Origin of the sequence: Veillonella parvula, assembly GCF_001553335.1 — a bacterium.
Lineage (GTDB): Bacteria > Bacillota > Negativicutes > Veillonellales > Veillonellaceae > Veillonella > Veillonella parvula_S.
Genome location: NZ_KQ960805.1, coordinates 1 through 22,672, shown reverse-complemented (window position 1 = coordinate 22,672; position 22,672 = coordinate 1). Strand labels below are relative to the sequence as shown.

24 protein-coding genes are annotated in these 22,672 nt (G+C 38.6%); 23 read left to right on the top strand and 1 reads right to left on the bottom strand.

Translation table 11 applies throughout. The features are described 5' to 3' along the window. Positions 1-36 precede the first annotated feature (36 nt). The 5 genes from HMPREF1865_RS07620 (at position 37) to HMPREF1865_RS07600 (ending at position 5,115) form a co-directional block, all read left to right on the top strand. Positions 37-606: an outer membrane beta-barrel protein gene (locus tag HMPREF1865_RS07620; protein WP_004696198.1), complete on the top strand. Its 570-nt coding sequence runs from the start codon at positions 37-39 to the stop codon at positions 604-606. A gap of 248 nt (positions 607-854) precedes the next feature. After that, positions 855-2,102 carry an aminotransferase class I/II-fold pyridoxal phosphate-dependent enzyme gene (locus tag HMPREF1865_RS07615; protein WP_060919740.1) on the top strand — a complete coding sequence of 416 codons (1,248 nt, stop codon included), beginning with the start codon at positions 855-857 and terminating at the stop codon, positions 2,100-2,102. 153 nt (positions 2,103-2,255) lie between these two features. Further along, on the top strand, positions 2,256-3,260 hold the full coding sequence (locus tag HMPREF1865_RS07610) for a FecCD family ABC transporter permease (RefSeq protein WP_060919739.1): 1,005 nt from the start codon (positions 2,256-2,258) through the stop codon (positions 3,258-3,260). Then, positions 3,260-4,060 carry an ABC transporter ATP-binding protein gene (locus HMPREF1865_RS07605; protein WP_060919738.1) on the top strand — a complete coding sequence of 267 codons (801 nt, stop codon included), beginning with the start codon at positions 3,260-3,262 and terminating at the stop codon, positions 4,058-4,060. The genes HMPREF1865_RS07610 and HMPREF1865_RS07605 overlap by 1 nt, the downstream gene beginning before the upstream one ends. 2 nt (positions 4,061-4,062) lie before the next feature. Beyond that, positions 4,063-5,115 (top strand): ABC transporter substrate-binding protein, encoded by a 1,053-nt coding sequence (locus HMPREF1865_RS07600; protein ID WP_060919737.1) that lies wholly within the window; start codon positions 4,063-4,065, stop codon positions 5,113-5,115. 116 nt (positions 5,116-5,231) lie between these two features. Here HMPREF1865_RS07600 and HMPREF1865_RS07595 read toward each other — a convergent pair whose 3' ends face one another. Beyond that, positions 5,232-5,501 (bottom strand): DUF896 domain-containing protein, encoded by a 270-nt coding sequence (locus HMPREF1865_RS07595; protein WP_060919736.1) that lies wholly within the window; start codon positions 5,499-5,501, stop codon positions 5,232-5,234. Between the two features lie 123 nt (positions 5,502-5,624). Here HMPREF1865_RS07595 and nth point away from each other — a divergent pair, with 123 nt between their 5' ends. The 18 genes from nth (at position 5,625) to eno (ending at position 22,662) form a co-directional block, all read left to right on the top strand. After that, positions 5,625-6,260: an endonuclease III gene (gene nth / locus HMPREF1865_RS07590; RefSeq protein WP_060919735.1), complete on the top strand. Its 636-nt coding sequence runs from the start codon at positions 5,625-5,627 to the stop codon at positions 6,258-6,260. Position 6,261: 1 nt separating this feature from the next. Further along, entirely contained in the window at positions 6,262-7,707 is a 1,446-nt protein-coding gene (locus HMPREF1865_RS07585; RefSeq protein ID WP_060919734.1) for a hypothetical protein, read from the top strand. 104 nt (positions 7,708-7,811) lie between these two features. Next, positions 7,812-8,081 carry a YdbC family protein gene (locus HMPREF1865_RS07580; RefSeq protein ID WP_004696187.1) on the top strand — a complete coding sequence of 90 codons (270 nt, stop codon included), beginning with the start codon at positions 7,812-7,814 and terminating at the stop codon, positions 8,079-8,081. Between the two features lie 79 nt (positions 8,082-8,160). Next, on the top strand, positions 8,161-8,358 hold the full coding sequence (rpmE, locus tag HMPREF1865_RS07575; protein ID WP_004696185.1) for a 50S ribosomal protein L31: 198 nt from the start codon (positions 8,161-8,163) through the stop codon (positions 8,356-8,358). A gap of 61 nt (positions 8,359-8,419) precedes the next feature. Further along, a complete protein-coding gene (locus tag HMPREF1865_RS07570; protein WP_060919733.1) occupies positions 8,420-9,325 on the top strand; it encodes a DUF1385 domain-containing protein in 906 nt (301 codons plus the stop codon). Positions 9,326-9,327: 2 nt separating this feature from the next. Further along, positions 9,328-10,410 carry a peptide chain release factor 1 gene (prfA, locus tag HMPREF1865_RS07565; protein WP_060919732.1) on the top strand — a complete coding sequence of 361 codons (1,083 nt, stop codon included), beginning with the start codon at positions 9,328-9,330 and terminating at the stop codon, positions 10,408-10,410. Beyond that, positions 10,403-11,272, top strand: coding sequence for a peptide chain release factor N(5)-glutamine methyltransferase (prmC, locus tag HMPREF1865_RS07560; RefSeq protein WP_060919731.1), 870 nt, complete (start codon positions 10,403-10,405; stop codon positions 11,270-11,272). The genes prfA and prmC overlap by 8 nt, the downstream gene beginning before the upstream one ends. Position 11,273: 1 nt before the next feature. Continuing rightward, positions 11,274-12,305, top strand: coding sequence for an L-threonylcarbamoyladenylate synthase (locus HMPREF1865_RS07555; protein WP_060919730.1), 1,032 nt, complete (start codon positions 11,274-11,276; stop codon positions 12,303-12,305). A gap of 112 nt (positions 12,306-12,417) precedes the next feature. Further along, complete coding sequence (locus HMPREF1865_RS07550; protein ID WP_060919729.1) at positions 12,418-12,864, top strand: low molecular weight protein arginine phosphatase; 447 nt, start codon at positions 12,418-12,420, stop codon at positions 12,862-12,864. An 11-nt stretch (positions 12,865-12,875) separates the two neighbouring features. After that, a complete protein-coding gene (rpiB, locus tag HMPREF1865_RS07545) occupies positions 12,876-13,313 on the top strand; it encodes a ribose 5-phosphate isomerase B (protein WP_060919728.1) in 438 nt (145 codons plus the stop codon). Between the two features lie 46 nt (positions 13,314-13,359). Continuing rightward, the gene (locus HMPREF1865_RS07540; protein ID WP_060919727.1) at positions 13,360-14,592 is read left to right on the top strand and encodes a serine hydroxymethyltransferase; all 1,233 of its coding nucleotides are present in this window, start codon (positions 13,360-13,362) and stop codon (positions 14,590-14,592) included. A 184-nt stretch (positions 14,593-14,776) separates the two neighbouring features. After that, positions 14,777-15,403: a uracil phosphoribosyltransferase gene (gene upp, locus HMPREF1865_RS07535; RefSeq protein ID WP_008601199.1), complete on the top strand. Its 627-nt coding sequence runs from the start codon at positions 14,777-14,779 to the stop codon at positions 15,401-15,403. Between the two features lie 239 nt (positions 15,404-15,642). Beyond that, the gene (locus HMPREF1865_RS07530) at positions 15,643-16,668 is read left to right on the top strand and encodes a sugar-binding transcriptional regulator (RefSeq protein ID WP_008714121.1); all 1,026 of its coding nucleotides are present in this window, start codon (positions 15,643-15,645) and stop codon (positions 16,666-16,668) included. 67 nt (positions 16,669-16,735) lie between these two features. Then, positions 16,736-17,746: a type I glyceraldehyde-3-phosphate dehydrogenase gene (gap, locus tag HMPREF1865_RS07525; protein WP_004697289.1), complete on the top strand. Its 1,011-nt coding sequence runs from the start codon at positions 16,736-16,738 to the stop codon at positions 17,744-17,746. A gap of 13 nt (positions 17,747-17,759) precedes the next feature. Beyond that, on the top strand, positions 17,760-18,938 hold the full coding sequence (locus HMPREF1865_RS07520) for a phosphoglycerate kinase (protein WP_038125415.1): 1,179 nt from the start codon (positions 17,760-17,762) through the stop codon (positions 18,936-18,938). Between the two features lies 1 nt (position 18,939). Next, positions 18,940-19,710 (top strand): triose-phosphate isomerase, encoded by a 771-nt coding sequence (gene tpiA, locus HMPREF1865_RS07515; RefSeq protein WP_060919726.1) that lies wholly within the window; start codon positions 18,940-18,942, stop codon positions 19,708-19,710. A 13-nt stretch (positions 19,711-19,723) separates the two neighbouring features. Next, positions 19,724-21,250, top strand: a complete 1,527-nt coding sequence (gene gpmI, locus HMPREF1865_RS07510; protein WP_060919725.1) for a 2,3-bisphosphoglycerate-independent phosphoglycerate mutase — start codon at positions 19,724-19,726, stop codon at positions 21,248-21,250. Positions 21,251-21,369: 119 nt separating this feature from the next. Continuing rightward, complete coding sequence (eno, locus tag HMPREF1865_RS07505; RefSeq protein ID WP_060919724.1) at positions 21,370-22,662, top strand: phosphopyruvate hydratase; 1,293 nt, start codon at positions 21,370-21,372, stop codon at positions 22,660-22,662. The last annotated feature ends 10 nt before the right edge of the window (positions 22,663-22,672 follow it).

Here is a 22,672-nt window from a genome sequence, read left to right as displayed (position 1 = left end):
TAAGACATACCGTTGGTATGTGTATAGGAGGTAAAAATGAAGAAATTAGTATTATTAACTTTAGCAGCTACAGTTGTAGCCGGTAGTGCATTTGCTGCAGCTCCTGTAACGAAAATTAGTGATGGATCCACTAAGGTACAAGCTGATTATGCTTTTAAACAACACGTATCTAATGGTGGTGGCAATAGTAATGATGGTTTCGGTGTTTCTTTACAACACGACCTTTCCAATAAAGCCGCATTACAATACTCTTACGATAAATTAAATGCAAAAAATGGTGATATTAAAGATCATCAATTAGCATTGGTTTATAAAGTACATCCAAATGTAAATTTATATGGTGCAGGTACTGCGATTCGTACAAATGATACTGAACTTGGTTTCCAAGCTGGTGTTATCGGTCATGTACCTTTGACTAATAAAGTAAACGGCTTTGCTAAGGCTGGTTGGGGTAATGATATTAAGCAAACTTATCAAGTAGGTGCTCAATATGAAGTACGCCCTGATGTAGATTTGAATGTATACTATGGCTATGATAAATATAGTGTAGATAGCAATGATAAAACTGCAAAAGGTTTACACGCTGGTGTAGGCTATTCCTTCTAAGGATGATGATGACCACTCTTTTGAGTGGTCTTTTTTTATATATTTACTGTTTTATTGTATATTTGTTAATTATTTTTCCTAAATAAGGTACTTAATATATTCTATATATATTTAATAAGTGGTGAGTTACTAATAGTTAGTTAAATCTTCTATGTATACAATATATTTACTGAATATACGTTGTATATTTAAATTAGTTTAGGTATGATAAATATGTAATATTCATTTCAGATAGGATGGTGCTAGTTATGACAAGTGTTGCTGCAAAGCATGCAAAAGGAAAAAAATTAAAAGACGTAATCTTCGTAACTGCTGGCCAAGCTCAAGCCGATGCTAAAGAAAATGGCCGTGAGAATGTTGTAAATGGTACTTTGGGTGCTATTCATGATGAAGAGGGAAACTTAGTTTTTCTTAAGACCGTTAAAGAAGAATATTTGAGTCTTTCGGATTCTGAACATGTTGGTTATGCACCAATTGCGGGCATTCCAGATTTTTTGTGTGCTGCTGAAAAAGAATGTTTTGGTAATTTCCGCCCAGAAGGACATATTCGTAGCATTGCTACCGCAGGTGGCACTGGTGGCATTCATCATTTGATTCATAACTATACAGAGCCTGGTGATGAAGTATTAACAGCGGATTGGTACTGGGGTGCATACCGTGTTATTTGTAGTGATACTGGACGTACACTAGTTACGTATTCCTTATTTGATGAACATAATAACTTTAATCATGAAGCATTCCAAAATCGTGTAAACGAATTGGCGGCTAAACAAACAAATGTGGTTGTTATCTTTAATACACCTGGTAATAACCCAACCGGCTACTCTATTGAGGATAAAGATTGGGATTCTATCCTTAATTTCCTGAAGGATTTAGTTGCTATTGGTCGAAATAATGTGATTATTGGTATTGATGTAGCATATCTTGATTACTCTGGTGAAAAAGATGAGGTACGTGCGTTCTTCAATAAATTTAGTCATTTACCAAAAGAAATTCTCACCTGTGTGTGTTATAGCTTATCTAAAGGATTTACTATGTATGGTCAGCGTGTTGGTGCGATGATTGGGATTTCTGACGATGAAGAAATAGCTGATGAGTTTTTCGAAGTTAACAAATCTACAAGTCGTGCCACATGGTCCAATATTTGTCGTCCTGCAATGCGTGCAATGGCTAATATTGTGGCTGATTCAGCTAAGTTTAAGGAATATGAAGCTGAACGCAATTGCTATTATCAATTAATTCGCAATCGTGCTGATATCTTTAAACAAGAAGCAGCACAAGTGGGTCTTCCCATGTTACCTTACCGTGGTGGGTTCTTTATTACAATCCCTACAGACTCTGCAAATGCTATCTGTGAAGAGTTGAAGAAAGAGCATATCTATGTAATTGCATTAGCAAATGGTATTCGTATAGCTGCCTGTGGTATTCCTAAAAAGCAAATGACAGGACTCGCAGGAAAAATTTATACTGCTATGAAACGTCTTGGTAAATTATAATCGATAAGTAAAACTTATACTAAAAGCTGCTTGATCCATATATCAAGTGGCTTTTTTCTATACATATATCATTAAAACTAATTATTCTTAATATATAAAATCTTGTATAGTTAAAGGTAGCATATATGAAGTTTTTGTTTGTTGAGGTATTTTATGCAACATTATATACGGACAATGGGTATAACATTAGTTATATGTATTGGTATTTTTCTGGCCTCTCTCGTTATAGGTCGTTTTTTCATTCCTATAGATCAGGTAACTAATATTTTATTATCTAAATTTTTAGTATTACCCATCACTTGGGATGCATCTATGTACAATGTGGTTATGGAGATACGATTGCCCCGTGTATTAGGGGCTATTGCTGTAGGTATTGCATTAGCCGTTTCTGGTGCCGCCTACCAAGGGGTATTCCGTAACGATTTAGTATCTCCAGATTTATTAGGTGTATCACATGGCGCTAGTGTAGGTGCATGTATAGGCATACTATTACACTTTTCGTTATATGGCGTTGCCATACTAGCCTTTATGGGTGGTATTTTGGCGGTTTGTTTAACCTTGTTATTGCCTAAATTGATTCAGAATCAATCGCGTATCGTTCTAGTATTATGTGGTATTATCGTTTCTGGATTTATGGCTGCTATAATTGGTTTGCTTAAATATATTGCAGATCCTGATACAGAGTTACAAGATATTGTTTATTGGCAGTTGGGAAGCCTAGCAAAGGTTACGTGGGATAATTTACTTTATGTATTGCCTATTATTATCATAGGCACAATCGCAGTATTAGCTTTAAGATGGAGACTTAATATTTTGTCTCTTTCTGATCAAGAGGCTCAAAGTTTGGGCGTTAATGTCAATCGAGAGCGACTAGTTATTATTGGAATCTCTACATTACTTACAGCTGCTGCTGTATGTCTTAGCGGCACTATTGGCTGGGTTGGTCTTGTTATACCACATTTATCTAGAATGTTAGTAGGTAATGATCATAAAAAATTAATTCCTGCTACGATTTTAGTGAGTGCTTCTTTTTTGATGATTGCTGATTTATTTGCTCGTTCCTTAACAACTGCAGAGATTCCACTTGGGATTTTATGTGGTTTTATTGGAACACCGTTCTTTGCATGGGTATTATATAAACAACGGAGGTACTTCTAATGGATTCATTTGAACTCGTCGTTGATTCTATATCATTTGCCTATGATAAGAACCAACCTAATATTTTTAGTGATTTATCCTTCTCTGTAAAAGCTGGTGATGCATTGGCGTTACTAGGTAGGAATGGGGTAGGCAAATCTACCTTATTAAGCTGTTTAATGTGCTTTAATCATGTTCAACAAGGACATATTTATTGTAGTGGTGTAGACTTAATGACTGCATCAATCAAGGAACGGGCCAAGCTAATTGCTTTTGTACCACAGATTATTGGGGCTGATATAGCTTATACGGTACGAGATTATATCTCCTTTGGTGCTACCTTGCGAACGGGCATGTTCTCATCTCCAGGTAAAGAGGAATTTGAAAAAACAGATTCTATTATGGACATGCTTGGTATTACGGCGTTAAAGGACAAACCATGCCGTGATTTAAGTGGTGGTCAACGGCAATTAGTTGCTATAGGTCGTGCCTTGTTACAAGATACACGCTTATTACTTATGGATGAGCCTACATCTGCTTTAGATATACGTAATCAGGTTATTGTTTTAGAAACAATTGATCAATTACGCGCCCAAGGATATGCTATTATTTTCACTACACATTTACCGGAACAGGCGTTGTTGTTAAATAGCCGTGTTGGTTTATGTCGTGGTGGAACTATAGATTTTTATAATTCTGTTAGTGATGTGACCTTAGAAGCGCTCGAGGAGATTTATAAGACTAAGCTAAGCTTATTCTATAGCGATACAGTTAATCGTACTGTATGTGTTATCCCTCAATTAGGTCAGAAAGGAATGTAAGTATGAAGCGTATTATTGTATTTTTATTAGCCCTTATGACGGCTCTATTCATGTTAGCTGGATGTGGCACAGAGAATGCATCACAAGGTAATCAATCTGCTACGCGTGTAGTAAAGGATATCGATGGAACAGATGTAACAATTCCTAAAGATATAACAAAGGTTGCCGATTTATGGCATGCCAATAATCAAGTTGTATTGATGCTTGGTGGTGCGGATAAATTAGTGTCTACCACAACTTCTGTTCAAGGCTTGCCTTGGTTCGCTAAAGTGTACCCACGCATTAAAGAAATTCCAGCACCTGTAAAAGGTACTGATGTACAAATGGAAGAAATCCAAAAATTAAAACCTCAAGTTGTATTAGCAAGTAATAAGAATCAAATTGAAATGGCGCGTAATGCAGGGATTCCAGCAGTTCGTGTAAACTTCCAAGACTATGATGGATTACGTAAAGTTATTAATATTACAGCTGAAGTATTAGGTGATAAAGCCCCTGAAATGGCAAAACAATACCTAGCTTACTTAGATGGTAAAATTAAATTTGCTGAAGATAGAACAAAAAGTATTGATGATGCTAACCGTCCATCTGTATTACATATTGTAGGTGGAGACAACTTATTAAAGGTTGATGGCGACAAAACAATTATCAATGAATGGATTCGTTACGCTGGTGGTAAAAATGCCATCACTACTAAAGGTTCTCAAATTACTGTAACAATGGAAGAAATCGTTAAAGCTAACCCTGATATTATCATTATTGGTGGTACACAATCACGCAAAGGTATTGAAGCGATTAAGAATGATCCACAATGGGCAAGCCTTAAAGCAGTACAAAACGGTCGTATTTATAGCAATCCTGTAGGTACTTTCAACTGGGATCGTTACAGTGCTGAGTCTGCATTACAAATCTTATGGGCAGGTCAAATCATACAACCTCAATTATTTAATGATATTGATTTAGTGAAAGAAACAAAATTATTCTATAAGACTTTCTTACACTATGATTTATCTGATGCTGAGGCACAACGTATTATTGCTGGAGAAGGACCTCAATAGAAATATTGATACTAGTCTAGTAATATATTTTATTTATTTAGAAGCGAAAATAGTAAAAATAAAAATCAAAAGCGTACGCATTAGGAAATATCCTTCATGCGTACGCTTTTGTAGTCTTAGTGAATATCTTTATGTTCTTTAATATCTTGGTCAGCTTCTTTAGCTAAATCTTCTAGAGCTCGTTTAGGAGCGGTCCTTTCACCTGTTTCTGGGTCTACAAATTCAACGCGATCCAAGGTGCTTGTAATTTGACCACGAATGAAGCTTAAGTAGATTTCGTATAATTCTTTTTTTTCTGCTAATTCCTCTGGTGTTAATTCTTGCCCAGATTTTTTCTTTGCAGCTAGTTCATTTATTCGTTTTAATGTATCGTTAATATGACTCATATGCGCCTCCTGTATTCTATATTAGAATAGCATGTTTTATTATAACATAGAACTTAATGAATACGTATGGTAAGATATAAGTTGTACGCGTCTGTACTTTCACAGGTGAGAAAGGAGAACTGTATGCGTGTAACAAAAGCGATAAAGGCAGAGCAGTTGAAACTGTTACAAGAGCATTATTTTGATGCAAAACCTGCCCTTGAGTATACAAATGAATTTGAATTATTAGTTGCTGTAGTTTTGTCTGCACAATGTACGGATGAACGAGTTAATATTGTTACTAAACGATTGTTCCCAGAACTTAATCATCCTGCAAAGATGCTTGCAATCGGAGTTGCTAAGTTAGAGACTCTCATTAAAGATTGCGGCCTTTATAAGTCCAAGGCAAAAAACTTAATTGCTACTTGTCAAATTTTAGTTGAACAATATCATGGAGAGGTGCCTCGTGAGTTTGATCAACTCGTTGAATTGCCTGGTGTGGGGCGTAAAACAGCAAATGTTGTGGTATCCGTTTTATTTGGTACACCAGCCATTGCGGTAGATACACATGTATTTCGCGTGTCTAACCGATTAAAATTAGGTATTGCTAAGACGCCGGAAGAGATGGAACAAAAGTTACAAAAGGCAATTCCAAAAAAGGACTGGGCTGCTGCACACCACTGGTTAATCTATCATGGCCGTAGAGTGTGTAAGGCTCGTAAGCCTTTGTGTAATGAATGTTTTTTAAATCATCTATGTCCTTCAGCCGGAAAGGTTTAATATGAAAGTAAATAACGAAGAATTTATTGCCCTTTGTGCTAATCATGGTATTGAGGGAATTGATATTGTAAATGAGTTAATGCGTTTTAAAGTGCTAGATCAATTGATTTCTAGTAATGCTAGCTCCCGTGAGTGGGGGGTAACGGCAGATGATTTATATGCGTTAGCAGAAAAATCCACAGTAGAATCCTTTGGTCCTGTACCATATGATTTGAATACATTCCAAGCTCTTTATGGACCATCCTTTAGAGTGGAATTGTTTGATTTTATTAGTGACACAGGCATTTTAGAAGGTCTAGATGTAGGCACTATTTGGGAAACTCCTGTTCGTGAAAGTATCGAAGCTCATAGTAAAACGGGAGAATTGGTTCTGTATGCTTATGTAGAAGAATATGCAGGCATGGTTGAAGAGATTCTTCAATCTTATGAAGATAAAAAAGTCGTTCTGTATACGGCATCTCCCGTGTGTTATAGCATTTTGACACGTTTATATCCGATGGCTCAAATCATTAATCAATGGCCTCATCGTAGCTATTTTGACCATATCTTTACAGGCACAGTTAGTATGTTCCAATCCTCTGAAGATATTGTAGAAGAGGTCGCTAACGGATTACATAACTTAGTTCCAGAAGGGACTGCTCAATTATTCTTACCTGCTACAATGGCACAAAATCAATTGGGCTTAAATAATATGGCGTTGCAATTTTTCTTGAACCAAAAACGAGTAGAAGCTATACGAGAATGGACTCCATTAGGGGCTTATGAAATCGTATATGGTAAATACGATGTAAAAAAAATGCGTGTTGGTCTTCGTGAACGTGTAGGGGATGAGTGGAAAACAATTAATTATATTTCATTACCTCATGGCGTATTTGCGCAATTGCCAGTATTTACGGTATTAAATTATGGCTTGTCCTTGCGCTCTATTTTGTTGCCCGGCGGTCAAACGGACGTAGCCTTAGGTCAAGATGGTATTTATTGCATTGATAGCCGTGTATCTGAATTAGGTCGCACTGCTCTTATTGAAAGTGGAGCTTATTTTCTTACTTTTAAACGTCATACTGATCATATTGATGTAGAGATTACGACAAAAGCGCCTGTAGATGATATGTACTGGATGTTCCCAGATGCTGAATTAGCATATATGTGGTATGCCTATTTCTGCAGCACTACGGGTCAAACATTGATTCAAGAAATCTCTATGCTCGTTCAAACAGATGAATCCTTTGGCTATATGCTTAGTAGCGTACGTCGTCGCGTATTAGATGTAAAGGATGAAGCCCAGCTAATTGAATCTGTACAGGCTGCTGACGAGGCGTATATCAAGGCTGTTACGGAGGCTACAAGGAGTTGGAAAGAGACCGTAGATTCATTAGGTGCACAAGTTATGCCACCTACAGCTTCTATTGATATTGAAGATTATAGTGACTATAAAAAAGAATTGTAAATCATATAATTTTGGTTTAAAATATATCGTATCCTAAAAAATATAAACTACTAAATATAGTAGATACGAAACATAGCATATGAATATGTAAGAAAGGAGGATCTATGGCAGTTATTAATTTTGAAATCTTCAAGGTTATTGGTACTTTATCTGAAGATAAAGATGGTTGGAAAAAACAATTAACATGTACTAGTTGGGGAAAATACAATCCTAAGTTTGATCTTCGTGCTTGGGATAGTGAATATACAAGCATGAAAAAAGGTATTACCCTTTCTTTAGAGGAGCTTATTGCATTGCGTGACATCCTCAACGAAAGTGACTTGGAAGCTATTTTAGCTGAGGCTATTGAAGAAAAGCAAGCGTCCAAGGAATAGTATTGGTTACTTGCATTTGTGCAGGTGTCATGCTATAATCTATAAGAATAATATTGATTGCTGGAAAGAGGTGTATAGAATGAAACAAGGTATTCATCCAGACTATAAAGAAGCTACAGTAACTTGCGGTTGTGGCAACACATTCAAAACTGGCTCTGTAAAAGAAGACCTTCGTGTAGACGTTTGCTCCAAATGCCATCCGTTCTTCACTGGTCAACAACGTGCGGCTCAAGCTCGTGGTCGTATTGAACAATTTAACAAACGTTACGGCAAATAAATAATTTGTTTTGTAATGTAACATGTATTGGCAGGGCTGTTGGCTCTGCCTATATTTGTTTATGAGAGGAGATCTTGTGAACAGAGAACGTATAAAAAAGTTTGTCGGAGGACAGGCTGTGATCGAAGGTGTCATGATGAGAGGACCTGGCTATACGGCAACTGCCGTACGTGAGCCTGCAGGAACTATTGTAGTTCAAAAAGAGGCTACAAAGTCCATTGCTGACACATATCCAATCTTGAAAAAACCATTTCTTCGTGGCTGTGTAGCTCTCTATGAATCTCTAGTGATAGGCATGAAGGCTTTATCCTTCTCAGCTAAGGCCGCTGGTGATGAAGAGGAAGAAATGTCTAATAGTGAAATTGCCATTACCATGGTTATTTCTACACTATTTGCGATAGCAGTATTTTTGGCATTGCCTACATTTATCGTAAAGTTCATTCCTGGTGTACAGGATAATCATATAGTATTAAATCTCATTGAAGGTATCATTCGTTTAGTACTTTTCTTACTTTATATTTGGGGGATTGGTCTTACGAAGGATATTCAACGAGTTTTCCAATATCATGGGGCAGAGCATAAAACGATTCATACTTATGAATTAGATTTGCCTTTAACTGTAGAAAACGTTCGCCAACAAAGTCGTTTGCATGCGCGATGTGGTACAAATTTCTTACTTATTGTTATGGTAGTTAGTATCTTTGTATTTGCTTTCTTGGGTTGGCCCAATTTGTTGGAACGTATCGTGAGCCGCGTACTCCTTATGCCTGTAGTAGCTGGTATTGCGTACGAGGTAATTCGTCTTGCTGGACGTAGCGATCATTCTTTTGTAAAAGCTCTTATTAAACCAGGTCTTGCGTTACAATATATGACAACGCGTGAACCAGAGGATGATCAAATTGAAGTTGCTATACGAGCTTTAGAAGAGGTCCGTCCGCCTGAGAGTGACGCATATGAAGAGGAATAAACATGTTAGTTGATAAATTACAAGTTATTGAAGATAAATTTATGGATCTTGAGCAGCGCATTAGTGACCCAGAGGTCATTGCTCGCCAAGATGAATGGCGTAAATTGACCCGTCAACATGCTCAATTATCTGAAACCGTTGAAACGTTCCGTACTTACAAAAAAGTTTTATCTGGTATTGATGAAGCTATGGAAGTTATTGAAGATAAATCCATGGACGAAGAATTCCGAGAAATGGCACAAGAGGAATTGAAAGAGTTAAAACCTCAAAAAGAGGAATTGGAAGAAAAGTTGCAAGTTCTATTATTGCCTAAGGGTCCTAATGATGATAAAAATATTATCATCGAAATTCGCGGGGGCGCTGGCGGTGATGAAGCTGCATTATTTGCAGGCGACTTGTTCCGAATGTACACAAAATATGCGGAAAGCCAAGGCTGGCGTTGTGAGATTATCGATGCTAATGAACCAGAGCTTGGTGGCTTTAAAGAGGTTATTTTCTCTGTGGATGGTGAAAATGTATACTCTAAGATGAAATTTGAATCTGGTGTACATCGTGTACAACGTGTACCGGCTACAGAAACACAAGGCCGTGTACATACATCTACAGTTACAGTAGCCGTATTGCCAGAGATGGAAGATGTTGATATTGAAGTTAATGAAAAAGATTTGAAAATCGACACCTATCGTGCGAGTGGTGCCGGTGGTCAGCATATCAATAAAACTGAGTCTGCTGTTCGTATTACACACTTACCATCTGGTATCGTTGTAGCGTGTCAAGATCAACGATCTCAGTTACAAAATCGTGAAAAAGCTATGCGTGTATTACGCGCTAAATTGCAAGACCAAGCTGAACAAGAGGCCATTTCTAGCATGGCTGCAGACCGTAAGAGTCAAGTTGGCACAGGTGATCGTAGTGAACGTATTCGCACTTATAACTACCCACAAGGACGCGTCACAGATCATCGTATTAATTTAACATTATATAAATTAGATGCTATTTTAAATGGCGATCTTGATGAAATTATTCAAGCCTTAAATGCTGCAGACCAAGCGGCAAAAATGCAGGAGGCTAATACAAATGCATAAGGAGATTTGGACAATCGGTCGTATTCTCCAGTGGACAGAGCAGTACTTTCAAAGCAAGGAGATGGATACACCTCGACTTGATGGGGAAGTACTGCTTTCTCACGTTTTAGGTAAAGATCGGATTTATCTATATACCCATTATGACCAACCGCTTATTCAAGACGAGCTCGATGCCTTTAGGCCTCTCGTTCAACGACGGGCTAAGGGGCATTGTGTAGCGGCTATCATTGGGGAAAAGGACTTTATGGGGTTGACCTTTAAGGTGAATGATAAGGTATTGATTCCACGACCTGATACGGAAACCTTGATTGAGCATGTACTAGGTACTTCTCCAAAAGATAGTAATGTGCGTATTCTTGATGTATGCACAGGCCCTGGTACGATATTGTTAAGTTTACTACACTATTTGCCGAATGCGTGTGGTGTAGGTCTTGAAATATCTACCGATGCTTTGTTAGTGGCTGAGGAGAACGGTGAAAGATTCAACTTAAATGATCGTGTTCAATTTTTAGAGTCCGATATGTTTTCTGCCTTGGCTGGTAACGCTGAAAAGTTTGACCTCATCGTATCAAATCCACCATATATTCGTACGGGAGATGCTAAATTATTGTCTCAAGACGTGTTAAATGAGCCGCATATTGCCTTGTTTGGTGGTGAAGATGGTTTAGAATTCTATCGTATTTTAGCTAAAGAATGTAGAAATTATTTAAACGCTAATGGCCGTGTGGCGTTTGAAGTAGGCTTTGACCAAGCAAAAGAGGTAGGTGCTTTATTGCAAGAAACAGGTCAATATTCGAATATTCAATTTATAGCTGACCTCGGTGGTCATAACCGGGTAGTGACAGCTGTATATGAGGGCTAATATGGATACTAAAATCATTACAAATCCATCAGAACAAGATATAGATACGTTAGCCCGTGCTTTGCGCAATGGTGAATTGGTGTCTATTCCTACAGAAACTGTATATGGATTAGGTGCAAATGGTCTAGATCCAGAGGCGATGGATAAAATCTATGCTGCCAAAGGACGGCCTTCTGATAATCCACTTATTTTGCATGTTCCTAATAGTGAAAGCATAAAACCTTTGGTAACAGAAATTTCTGCTACGGCGCAAGCCTTAATGGATACATTCTGGCCAGGGCCATTAACGATTACATTGCCTAAATCTGATTTAGTGCCAGATCGTGCAACAGGTGGTTTATCTCGTGTGGCGCTTCGGTGTCCTGATCATGAGGCATGTCGAGTATTATTAGAGCGTGCAGGCATACCTATAGCGGCACCTAGTGCCAATATTTCAGGGCGCCCAAGTCCAACTACTGCAGAAGATGTATATAATGATATGAATGGTCGCATTTCCTATATCTTAGATGCTGGTCCATGTACGATTGGTGTAGAGTCTACTGTTGTAGAAGTCCATGATGATAAGGTCATTATATTAAGACCTGGTGGAATTACAAAAGCACAGCTTGAACGTGTGGTGTCTACTGTTGAGTATGATACTGCGTTAGTTAATGCAACCACTATACCAAAGGCTCCTGGCATGAAGTATACGCATTATGCGCCTGATGCACCTATGACGGTTGTTGTAGGTAGTCCAGAAGGTGTAGCACACACTTTCAAAGAGCTTTCAGAAGGCATAGAAGGTCCCATAGGGTGTTTGGTAAGTCAAGAAACGTATAACTTAATTAAAGAGGATGGACGATTTATGTGCCATTGTTTTGGCCATCATGGAGATGCGTTAGCATTGGGGCACGACTTTTATAAAAGTCTATTACATTTTAATGAAAATCATGTTACGCTAATCCTAGCAGAAGGTGTTGATGATGATGGTTTCGGTGTTGCCATTATGAATCGAATGGAAAAAGCATCGAGTCATCATATCATTTATAAGTAAATTTAATAGCATAAAGATGTCCACTGATAATAGAAAAATGTCTTTACATATTGGATAGATTTGCTATAATGTATAAAGTAATCACAAAATGTGATTGAGTAAGGATGTTATTATGAATATTTTATTTGTATGTACCGGTAACACTTGCCGCAGCCCTATGGCTGAAGGTATTACACGGGCCCTTGCAGCGGAGAAACATAAGGATGTTACAACTGTATCGGCTGGTTTATTTGCCGCTTATGGAGCAAAACCAACTGAACAAGCCGTAGTAGCTGTCCGTTCCATTACAGATATTTCCAACCATGAATCGAGACCCTTAACGATGGAACTCGTAAATGCAGCAGATCTTATTCTTGGTATGACGAAAGATCACAAATCTGTACTACTTCGCCAATTCCCCTTTGAGGAAGGTAAAATTAAAACGATTTCCGAGTGGGGTGGTCAAGATGGTGATGTTACGGACCCATATGGATCTGATCAAACTGTATATAACGAATGTGCGGAACAGATTTATCACTTAATAGTGGAAGGCCTTAAATCAGCGCCTGAGAAAGCATAGGAGATGAAATTATGAAAGTTGCAATCGGTTGTGATCATGGCGGATTACATTTAAAAGCATCCGTTAAGGAATTATTAAATGCGTTGGGACATGAAGTAGAGGATTTTGGCTGTCATACAGCTGAGTCTTGCGACTATCCTGATATTGCAGTACCTGTAGCAAATGCAGTTGTATCTGGTCAAGCAGATCGCGGTATTTTGATTTGTGGTACGGGTATCGGTATCGGTATTGCAGCAAATAAGATAGCGGGCATTCGCGCTGCTCTTTGTCATGATACATTTTCTGCTCACGCATGTCGTGAACATAATGATGCGAACATCCTTACTATGGGTGAACGCGTTATTGGACCAGGCCTTGCTAACGATATTGTAACCATTTTTATGGAAACTGAGTTTGAAGATGGACGTCATGCACGTCGTGTAGAGAAAATAAAAGCATTAGAGAAATAATACATCATTACTTTATAGATAGTTGTTCTATATGAGGAGGATACTCATGAGTTTCTTAGAAAAACAAGACCCTAATATTCAAGCTGTTATCAACCAAGAGTTAGCACGCCAACGCGATAAATTAGAAATGATTGCTTCTGAAAATTTTGTTTCTCAAGCTGTAATGGAAGCTCAAGGTAGCGTATTGACTAACAAATATGCAGAAGGGTATCCTGGCAAACGCTATTATGGCGGTTGTGAAAATGTTGATGTTATTGAAACATTGGCTATCGAACGTGCAAAACGCCTGTTCGGTGCAGAACATGCTAATGTACAACCTCACTCTGGTTCTCAAGCAAACTTTGGCGTGTATTTCGCATTATTACAACCAGGTGATACTATTGTGGGTATGAACTTGTCCCACGGCGGTCATTTGACTCATGGTTCTCCAGTTAACGTATCTGGTACATATTTCAATGTAGTACCTTATGGTGTAGATGCTGAAACACAACAAATCGACTACGATGAGTTCCGTAAAATTGTATTAGAAGCAAAACCTAAGTTGATTATCGCTGGTGGTAGTGCTTATAGCCGTCAAATCGACTTTAAGAAAATGGCTGAAGTGGCACACGAAGTAGATGGTATTTTCATGGTAGATATGGCTCACTTTGCTGGACTTGTAGCAGCTGGTTTACATCCAAACCCTGTGGAATATGCAGATATCGTTACTACAACAACTCATAAAACATTGCGTGGCCCTCGTGGTGGTATGATTCTTTGCAAAGAAAAGTATGCTAAAGCAATCGATAAAGCTATCTTCCCTGGCATCCAAGGTGGTCCTTTGATGCATGTTATCGCTGCTAAAGCTGTAGCATTTGGTGAAGCTTTACAACCTGAGTTCAAAGTATATGCACAACAAGTCATCGACAATGCAAAAGCGCTGGCTGCAGCATTACAAGAAAAGGGCTTAACAATTGTTTCTGGCGGTACAGATACTCATGTTATGCTTGTAGATGTTCGTAATACTGGTTTAACTGGTAAAGAAGCTGAACACTTACTCGATGAAGTAGGTATTACATGTAATAAAAATACAATTCCATTTGATCCAGCTAGCCCATTTGTAACAAGTGGTATTCGCCTTGGTACGCCAGCTCTTACAACACGTGGTTTGCAAGTGAAAGATATGGAAGAAATTGCCGATATTATTGCAGTGGTTCTTAAAAATCCTGAGGATAAATCGCTCCATGAAGAAGCTAGTAAACGTGTTGCTGCACTTTGTGAAGCGTATCCATTGTACTAATCGATTGTATTAATATTAAATATATATTTATAGTCCTATAAGTTTATAGGTAGTGTAAAAGGGGTGTGCCATCGGCACATCCCTTTCAATATTTTTATGGCATGATTTTCTAATCTGTGATAGAGTAAATATGATAGTTAATCGCTAGAATGGGATATGTATATTGTTTTATAGGAGGACAGTCATGAAAGTTAATGTTATGACACATCCATTGATTCAACACAAAGTTACATTGATGCGTGACGTACAAACAGGCTCTAAAGATTTCAGAGAACTACTTGATGAAATTACTATGTTGATGGGGTATGAAATTACACGCAACTTACCACTTGAGGATGTGGAGGTAGAAACACCACTAACTAAAATGACTGGCAAACGAATTGCAGGTAAAAAACTGGGTATTATTCCAATTCTTCGCGCTGGTCTAGGTATGGTAAATGGTATGCTTAGTTTAATTCCAACTGCAAAAGTTGGTCATATTGGTTTGTACCGTGATCCTGAAACTTTGAAACCAGTAGAATACTACTGTAAACTACCATCTGACGTAGGAGAACGCGACTTCATCGTAACTGATCCAATGCTTGCTACTGGTGGTAGTGCAGCTGCAGCGATTACATTGCTAAAAGAAAAAGGTGCTAAACATATTAAATTAATGTGCTTAGTAGCTGCTCCTGAAGGGGTAGAAGCAGTAAATAAAGAACATCCAGATGTTCCTATTTATGTAGCAGCACTTGATGAAAAGCTTAATGATCATGGTTACATCTTGCCTGGCTTAGGGGATGCAGGTGACCGTATCTTCGGTACAAAATAAAATACAATAAAACGACATATTAGAATATAATAAGGGGACATGACGACATATTATTAGATTTGAAATAATAACAAATTATCTAAGGCGTATGTCGTTTTCTCTTATTTAGGGTTGAATAAAAATTACATAAGGTATACAATACAAGTGTAAAAGTATTTTTTTATTTTAGGTGGGACGGATTTTGTTCACATGGGACGAAAAACGATTCATGTAATCCCAACGGGTAAAGGAGGGACCCGATGAACGAATTTCTAATGATATGTGAACGTATTGTTCCTGAAATTGTTAGCGTATTGAAGGAGCGATACAAAATACTAAACCACCTTGTTTATGAAGAGCCTATAGGCCGTAGAACATTAGCTACCGCAACGGATCTTCCAGAGCGAACCGTAAGAAGTCATATTGAGTTAATGCGTGCTAATGGTCTTGTAGACATTTATAAACCAGGGATTTTTCTCACTGATGAGGGACATGCAATTGTTCCAAAGTTACGAAATTTTTTAAATGAGCTAGATCGTATTAACGAGCTAGAACATCGATTGACTGAAGCACTTCATATCGATAGAGTTGTTATTACACCTACAGAAGGAACCTTGATGGTTAAAAAGTTAGGCTTTACAGCGGCAAAGTTATTGCAAGACCTATTGAAACCTAATGCAGTAGTAGCCATCAGTGGCGGTAGCACCATGGCAGCAATAGCTGAAGAAATGCCTATCTTACCTTTCAATCCTACTGTGGTACCAGCCCGTGGTGGCGTTGGTGAAGTAGTGGAATACCAAGCTAATGTAATTGCTTCGGTGCTTGCTGAACGACTAAGTGGTTCCTATAAGATGCTCCATTTACCTGATGGACTTTCACAAGACTCATTACATATGCTCATGACTTGTGAACCACAAATTAAAGAAATTGGAGACCTCATTAGTAGGACTGACGTACTATTATTTGGTATTGGTACTGCAATGCGCATGGCGGATCAGCGCCATATTGCCGATGATGTGCGTAAGCAGTTGGTAGATAATCATGCGGTAGGTGAAGCACTTGGCCAATATTGTGACATTGAGGGTAAGTTAATTTATTCTACTAATAATATTGGTTTATCACTTCCCGATGTAGTAAAGGTTCCCAATGTTATTGCTGTAGCTGGCGGACAAGAAAAAGCGAGCGCTATTATAGGTGTGATGCGAGCTTGCCAGAAAGGGATACTTATCATTGATGAGCAAGCAGCCGAAGGTATGCGTCAATTGTTACAAATTTCTGCCTTATAGGCGAATTAGTAGTTATAAATTTTAGTTTGAATTTGGTTAGAATTTTTGTTATTAGGAGGATCTAACAATGGCAGTAAAAGTTGGTATTAACGGATTTGGTCGTATTGGTAAATGTGTAGTTCGCGCAGCGATTAATAATCCTGATGTGGATGTAGTGGCAATTAATGCAACTGGTGATAATGAAGGTACTGCATTATTGTTAAAATACGATTCCGTACACGGTACAATTCCTAATGAAGTAACATTTGATGAAGAAAATATCTACGTTGATGGTAAAAAAATCCGTGTATTCCATGACCGCGACGCTTCTAAATTACCATGGTCTGAAGAAGGCGTAGAAATTGTTATGGAATGTACTGGTAAATACCGTGATGCAGAGGAAGCAAAGGTTCATTTGAATCAACCTACTGTAAAAAAAGTATTAATCTCTGCACCTGGTAAAAACGAAGACTTAACTATGGTTATGGGTGTTAACCAAGATATGTATGATCCTGCAAAACATCACATTATCTCTAATGCATCTTGTACAACAAATTGCTTGGCTCCATTTGCTAAAGTATTATGTGATGAATTCGGTATCAAACGCGGTATGATGACTACAATTCATTCCTACACTAATGACCAAAAAATTCTTGATGCACGTCATAAAGACCCTCGCCGTGCTCGTGCTGCAGCAATGTCCATCATTCCTACAACAACTGGTGCAGCGAAAGCTGTTGCTAAAGTATTGCCTCAATTAAAAGGTAAATTAGATGGTTTTGCATTGCGCGTTCCTACTCCAGACGTATCTGCTACAGATCTTGTTTGCGAACTTGAAAAACCGGCTACTAAAGAAGAAATCAACGAAGCATTTCGCAAAGCAGCAGCCGGTGAATTAAAAGGTATTCTTGGTGTATCTGATGTACCATTGGTATCCTGTGATTTCAGCTCTGATCCTCGTAGCTCCATTGTTGATGCTGATTTGACAATGGTTATGGATGGCAACATGGTAAAAGTTGTTTCTTGGTATGACAACGAATGGGGTTACTCCGAACGTCTTATCGACATGGCCGCATTTGTAGCAAGCAAAGGCTTATAATCAGGAGGCTTTGATGAAACAAACAATTGAAGGTTTACAAGTAGCTAATAAAACAGTATTTGTTCGTGTTGATTTTAATGTTCCTATGAAAGACGGTGTCATCACTGATGACACTCGTATTCGTAGTGCATTACCTACTATCAATTACTTAATCGAAAAAGGGGCAAAGGTTATCCTTGCTTCTCACTTTGGTCGTCCTAAGGGAGAACGCAAACCAGAAATGTCTTTGGCACCATGTGCTAAGCATTTATCTGACCTTATCAACAAGCCTGTAGCATTCGTAGATGACTGTATTGGTCCTAAAGTTGAAGAAGCTGTAAAAGCATTACAATCTGGTGATGTATTGATGCTTGAAAATTTGCGTTACCACAATGAAGAAACTAAAAATGACCCTGAGTTTGCTAAGCAATTGGCATCTCTTGCAGATGTTGCTATCAATGATGCGTTTGGTGTATCTCACCGTAATGCGGCATCTGTAGTCGGTATTGCTGATTATATCCCTATGGCAGCAGGTTTCTTGCTCAAAAAAGAAATTGACGCATTAAGTGCAGCTATAGTACATCCCAAAACACCTATGGCAGCTATTATTGGTGGCGCGAAAGTTACAGATAAAATCTCCGTTATTTCTAACTTATTGCCTAAAGTTGATGTAATGATCATCGGCGGTGGTATGGCTAATGCGTTCATTAAAGCGCAAGGTTGCAATATTGGTAGCTCCTTATTTGAAGAAGGTCAAGAAGTTATCGCTACAGACCTTGTTATGGAAGCTCGTGTAGCAGGTGCTAAATTACTAACACCTATTGATGCTGTAGTAGCAGATGCTTTCAGCAACGATGCTAATACTAAAATCGTTGATGTTGATCAAATCGAAGATGGCTGGATGATATTAGATATTGGGCCTAAAACCCGCGAACTTTATGTAGAAGCATTGGCGCCAATGAAGACTATTATTTGGAATGGTCCTATGGGCGTATTTGAAATGGAAAACTTTGCAGCTGGTACAAATGCAGTAGCGAAAGCTGTAGCTGAATCTGATGCGATGACTATCGTTGGTGGTGGCGACTCTGTAGCAGCCATTGAAAAAAGTGGTTTAGCAGATAAAATTAGCCACATCTCCACAGGTGGCGGTGCATCTTTAGAATTCTTAGAAGGCAAAATCCTACCGGGTATTGCTGCATTGTCCGAGGCATAATATGAGAAAACCCATTATTGCAGGGAATTGGAAAATGAATGGCACCATTGCATCTGGATCAATTCTGATCGAAGCGTTTAACAGCGTGTTACAAGATATGGAATTGTCCTGTGATGTAGTTGTATGTCCGCCTTTTACAGCTATTGAACGTGCTGTAGTATTGACGAAAAATACAGCTATTGAAGTAGGTGCACAAACTATGGATTATCATGATGCTGGTGCGTTTACTGGTGAGATTTCACCACTTATGCTTACAGAAGTAGGCGTTAATTATGTAATCATCGGTCACTCTGAGCGCCGTGAATATTATGGCGAAACAGATGAGACCGTTAATGCAAAAATTAAAAGTGCATTTCATCATAATTTGAATCCTATTGTCTGTGTTGGTGAAAGTTTAGAACATCGTGAAACGGGTCATACACTTGACTGGATTACGTCTCAACTAAAAGGGGCTTTGGCTGATATTCCGAAAGAACAAGTCAGTCAATTAATCATTGCGTACGAACCAATTTGGGCTATTGGTACGGGCAAGACAGCAACGGCGGATCAAGCTGAAGAGGTATGCAAAGAAATCCGCAATTACATTCAATCTTTATATGATAATGAAACTGCCGATGCAGTACGCATCCAGTATGGTGGTAGCGTTAAATCAGAAAATGCACTAGAAATCCTTGGAGAGCCTAATATTGACGGTGCTCTCGTAGGTGGTGCATCACTTGTGGTCGATGAATTTATTGATATAATTAAAGCTGCAAACCAAGTAAGCGCTTAATATGAGGTTACAAATGGCTAAATTAGAGGCTCCCGTAATGCTAGTCATCCTAGATGGCTTTGGCTTGGGGGATAAATCAGACACAACCAATGCTGTAGTACAGGCGAAGCCGCTCTGTTTTAATCGATTATGGGATATGTATCCACATACAACATTAGAAGCATCAGGGCTTGCGGTAGGTCTTCCAGAAGGTCAAATGGGAAATTCTGAAGTTGGCCATTTAAATCTTGGCTCTGGTCGCATAGTGTATCAAGATTTGACTCGTATTACTAAAGATGTCGAGTCTGGTGAGTTTTATAATCGCCCTGTTATGAAGGAACTATACGAAGTAGCTAAGAAGCAAAGCTTACATCTTATAGGTCTAGTTTCAGATGGCAATGTGCATTGCTCCTTAGACCATATTAAGGCAGTCATCAAGGGGGCTCATGATAATGGAATCGAGCATGTGTATGTCCATGCTTTGCTCGATGGTCGTGATGTAGCTCCACAATGTGCACAAGGCTATTTAAAGGATTTAGAAACGTATATGGCTAATCTAAATTGTGGCAAAATTGCTACAGTTAGTGGTCGCTATTATGCAATGGACCGCGATAATCGTTGGGACCGCGTTGAATTGGCATATAATGCCATTGTGCATGGTCAAGGTGAAATAGCTACATCTGCATGTGAAGCGGTGCAACAGTCCTATGATAGAGATGCGACAGACGAGTTTGTACTTCCTACGGTGATTGATGCTGCAGGGACTATCAAAGATGGAGATGCGGTTATATTCTGTAATTTCCGCCCAGACCGTGGTCGTGAACTTACAAAGGCACTAGTGTTACCTGATTTTGATGGCTTTAAACGAGAGCCACTATCTATATATATGGCAACTATGACAAAATACGAGGATGGTTTGCCCGTACATATTGTGTATGAAAAGGATACATTATCTGAAACATTAGGTGAAGTTCTAAGTGCAGGTGGTTATCGCCAATTGCGTATTGCGGAAACAGAAAAGTATGCTCATGTTACATATTTCTTTAATGGCGGTGAAGAGGAACCCTTTGAAGGAGAGGATCGCATTCTTGTAAAATCCCCTCAAGTGGCCACCTATGATTTACAACCAGAAATGAGTGCTTATGAAGTGACCGATAAGGTTGTACAAGCGATACAAGATGAAACATATGACATGATTATTTTGAATTTTGCAAATCCAGATATGGTTGGTCATACTGGTAGCTTTGAAGCTGCCGTTAAAGCGGTTCAAGCAGTAGATACTTGTTTAGGTCGTATCGTGGAGGCTATTCGTAGCAAGAAAGGTCATCTGTTAGTTACAGCAGATCATGGTAATGCAGAGCTTATGGTTAATCATGAAACAGGTAAGGTACATACGGCACATACAACGAACTTGGTTCCTTTAATTTTAATGAGCGACAGTTTAAAAACAGCTACATTAGAAGCTGGTAAATTATGTGACATTGCTCCTACATTATTAGATTTAGCTGGGATACAACAACCAAAAGCTATGACAGGTCACAGCTTGGTACATAAAGCATAATATGGAGCTTTCACTATATTAGTAGTTAATTAGAGTTATAAGCCTATAAGGTTAAGCTTAATATATATATAATGGCTGTCAGATGGCAGTTATTCCATTAGATTTTATGAGGTGAAGAAATGGCAGTAATTGAACAAGTCATTGCAAGAGAGATTTTAGATTCCCGCGGTAATCCAACAGTTGAAGTTGAAGTATGTTTAGAAGATGGTACTATTGCAACAGCAGCAGTTCCATCTGGTGCTTCCACAGGTATGTTTGAAGCCGTAGAATTACGGGATGGAGATAAATCCCGTTACTCCGGTAAAGGTGTTTTAAAAGCTATCGATAATGTAAATGCTAAAATTGGTCCTGCACTTATCGGTTATGACGCTACAGAACAAGTGGCAATCGATAACTTGATGTTGCAACTTGACGGTATAGACAATAAATCTAACCTTGGTGCAAATGCAATTCTTGGCGTATCCATGGCAGTAGCTCGTGCGGCGGCTGAATCTTTGGACTTGCCATTATTTGTATATCTTGGTGGCTTCAATGCTAAAGAGTTGCCAGTTCCTATGATGAATATCTTGAATGGTGGCGCACATGCAGATAACAACGTAGATATTCAAGAATTCATGATCATGCCTGTAGGCGCAAAATCTTTTGCAGAAGCTCTTCGTAGCTGTGCAGAAGTATACCATACTTTGAAATCCGTACTTCACAATAAAGGTCTCAGTACTGCAGTAGGTGATGAAGGTGGTTTCGCACCTAACTTGTCATCTAATGAAGAAGCATTAGAAGTAATCTGTGAAGCTATTAAAGCTGCTGGTTATGAACCAGGAAAAGATTTTAAATTGGCACTTGATTCGGCATCATCTGAATTCTTTGAAGATGGTAAATATAATCTTGCTGGAGAAGGAAAAGTTAAAACAGCAACTGAAATGGTAGACTTTTACGAATACCTAGTAGGTAAATACCCAATTGTATCCATCGAAGATGGTCTTGCTGAAGAAGATTGGGAAGGCTGGAAATTGTTGACAGACCGCCTTGGTGATCGCGTACAACTTGTTGGTGATGATTTATTTGTAACTAACACAAAACGTTTGGCTCGTGGTATTGAGCTTGGTGTAGGTAATTCCATTCTTGTAAAAGTTAACCAAATCGGTACTCTCACTGAAGCTTTCGATGCTATGGAACTTGCTAAACGTGCTGGTTACACTTGCGTAGTATCTCACCGCTCTGGTGAAACTGAAGATACATTCATTGCTGATATCGCTGTAGCTGTAAATGCTGGTCAAATCAAGACTGGCGCACCGGCTCGTTCTGAACGTGTAGCGAAATATAATCAATTACTTCGCATTGAAGAAATGTTATACGAAACAGCTCAATATAAAGGTAATGACGTTTTTTATAACTTGAATTGCAATAAGTAATGCGACAAAA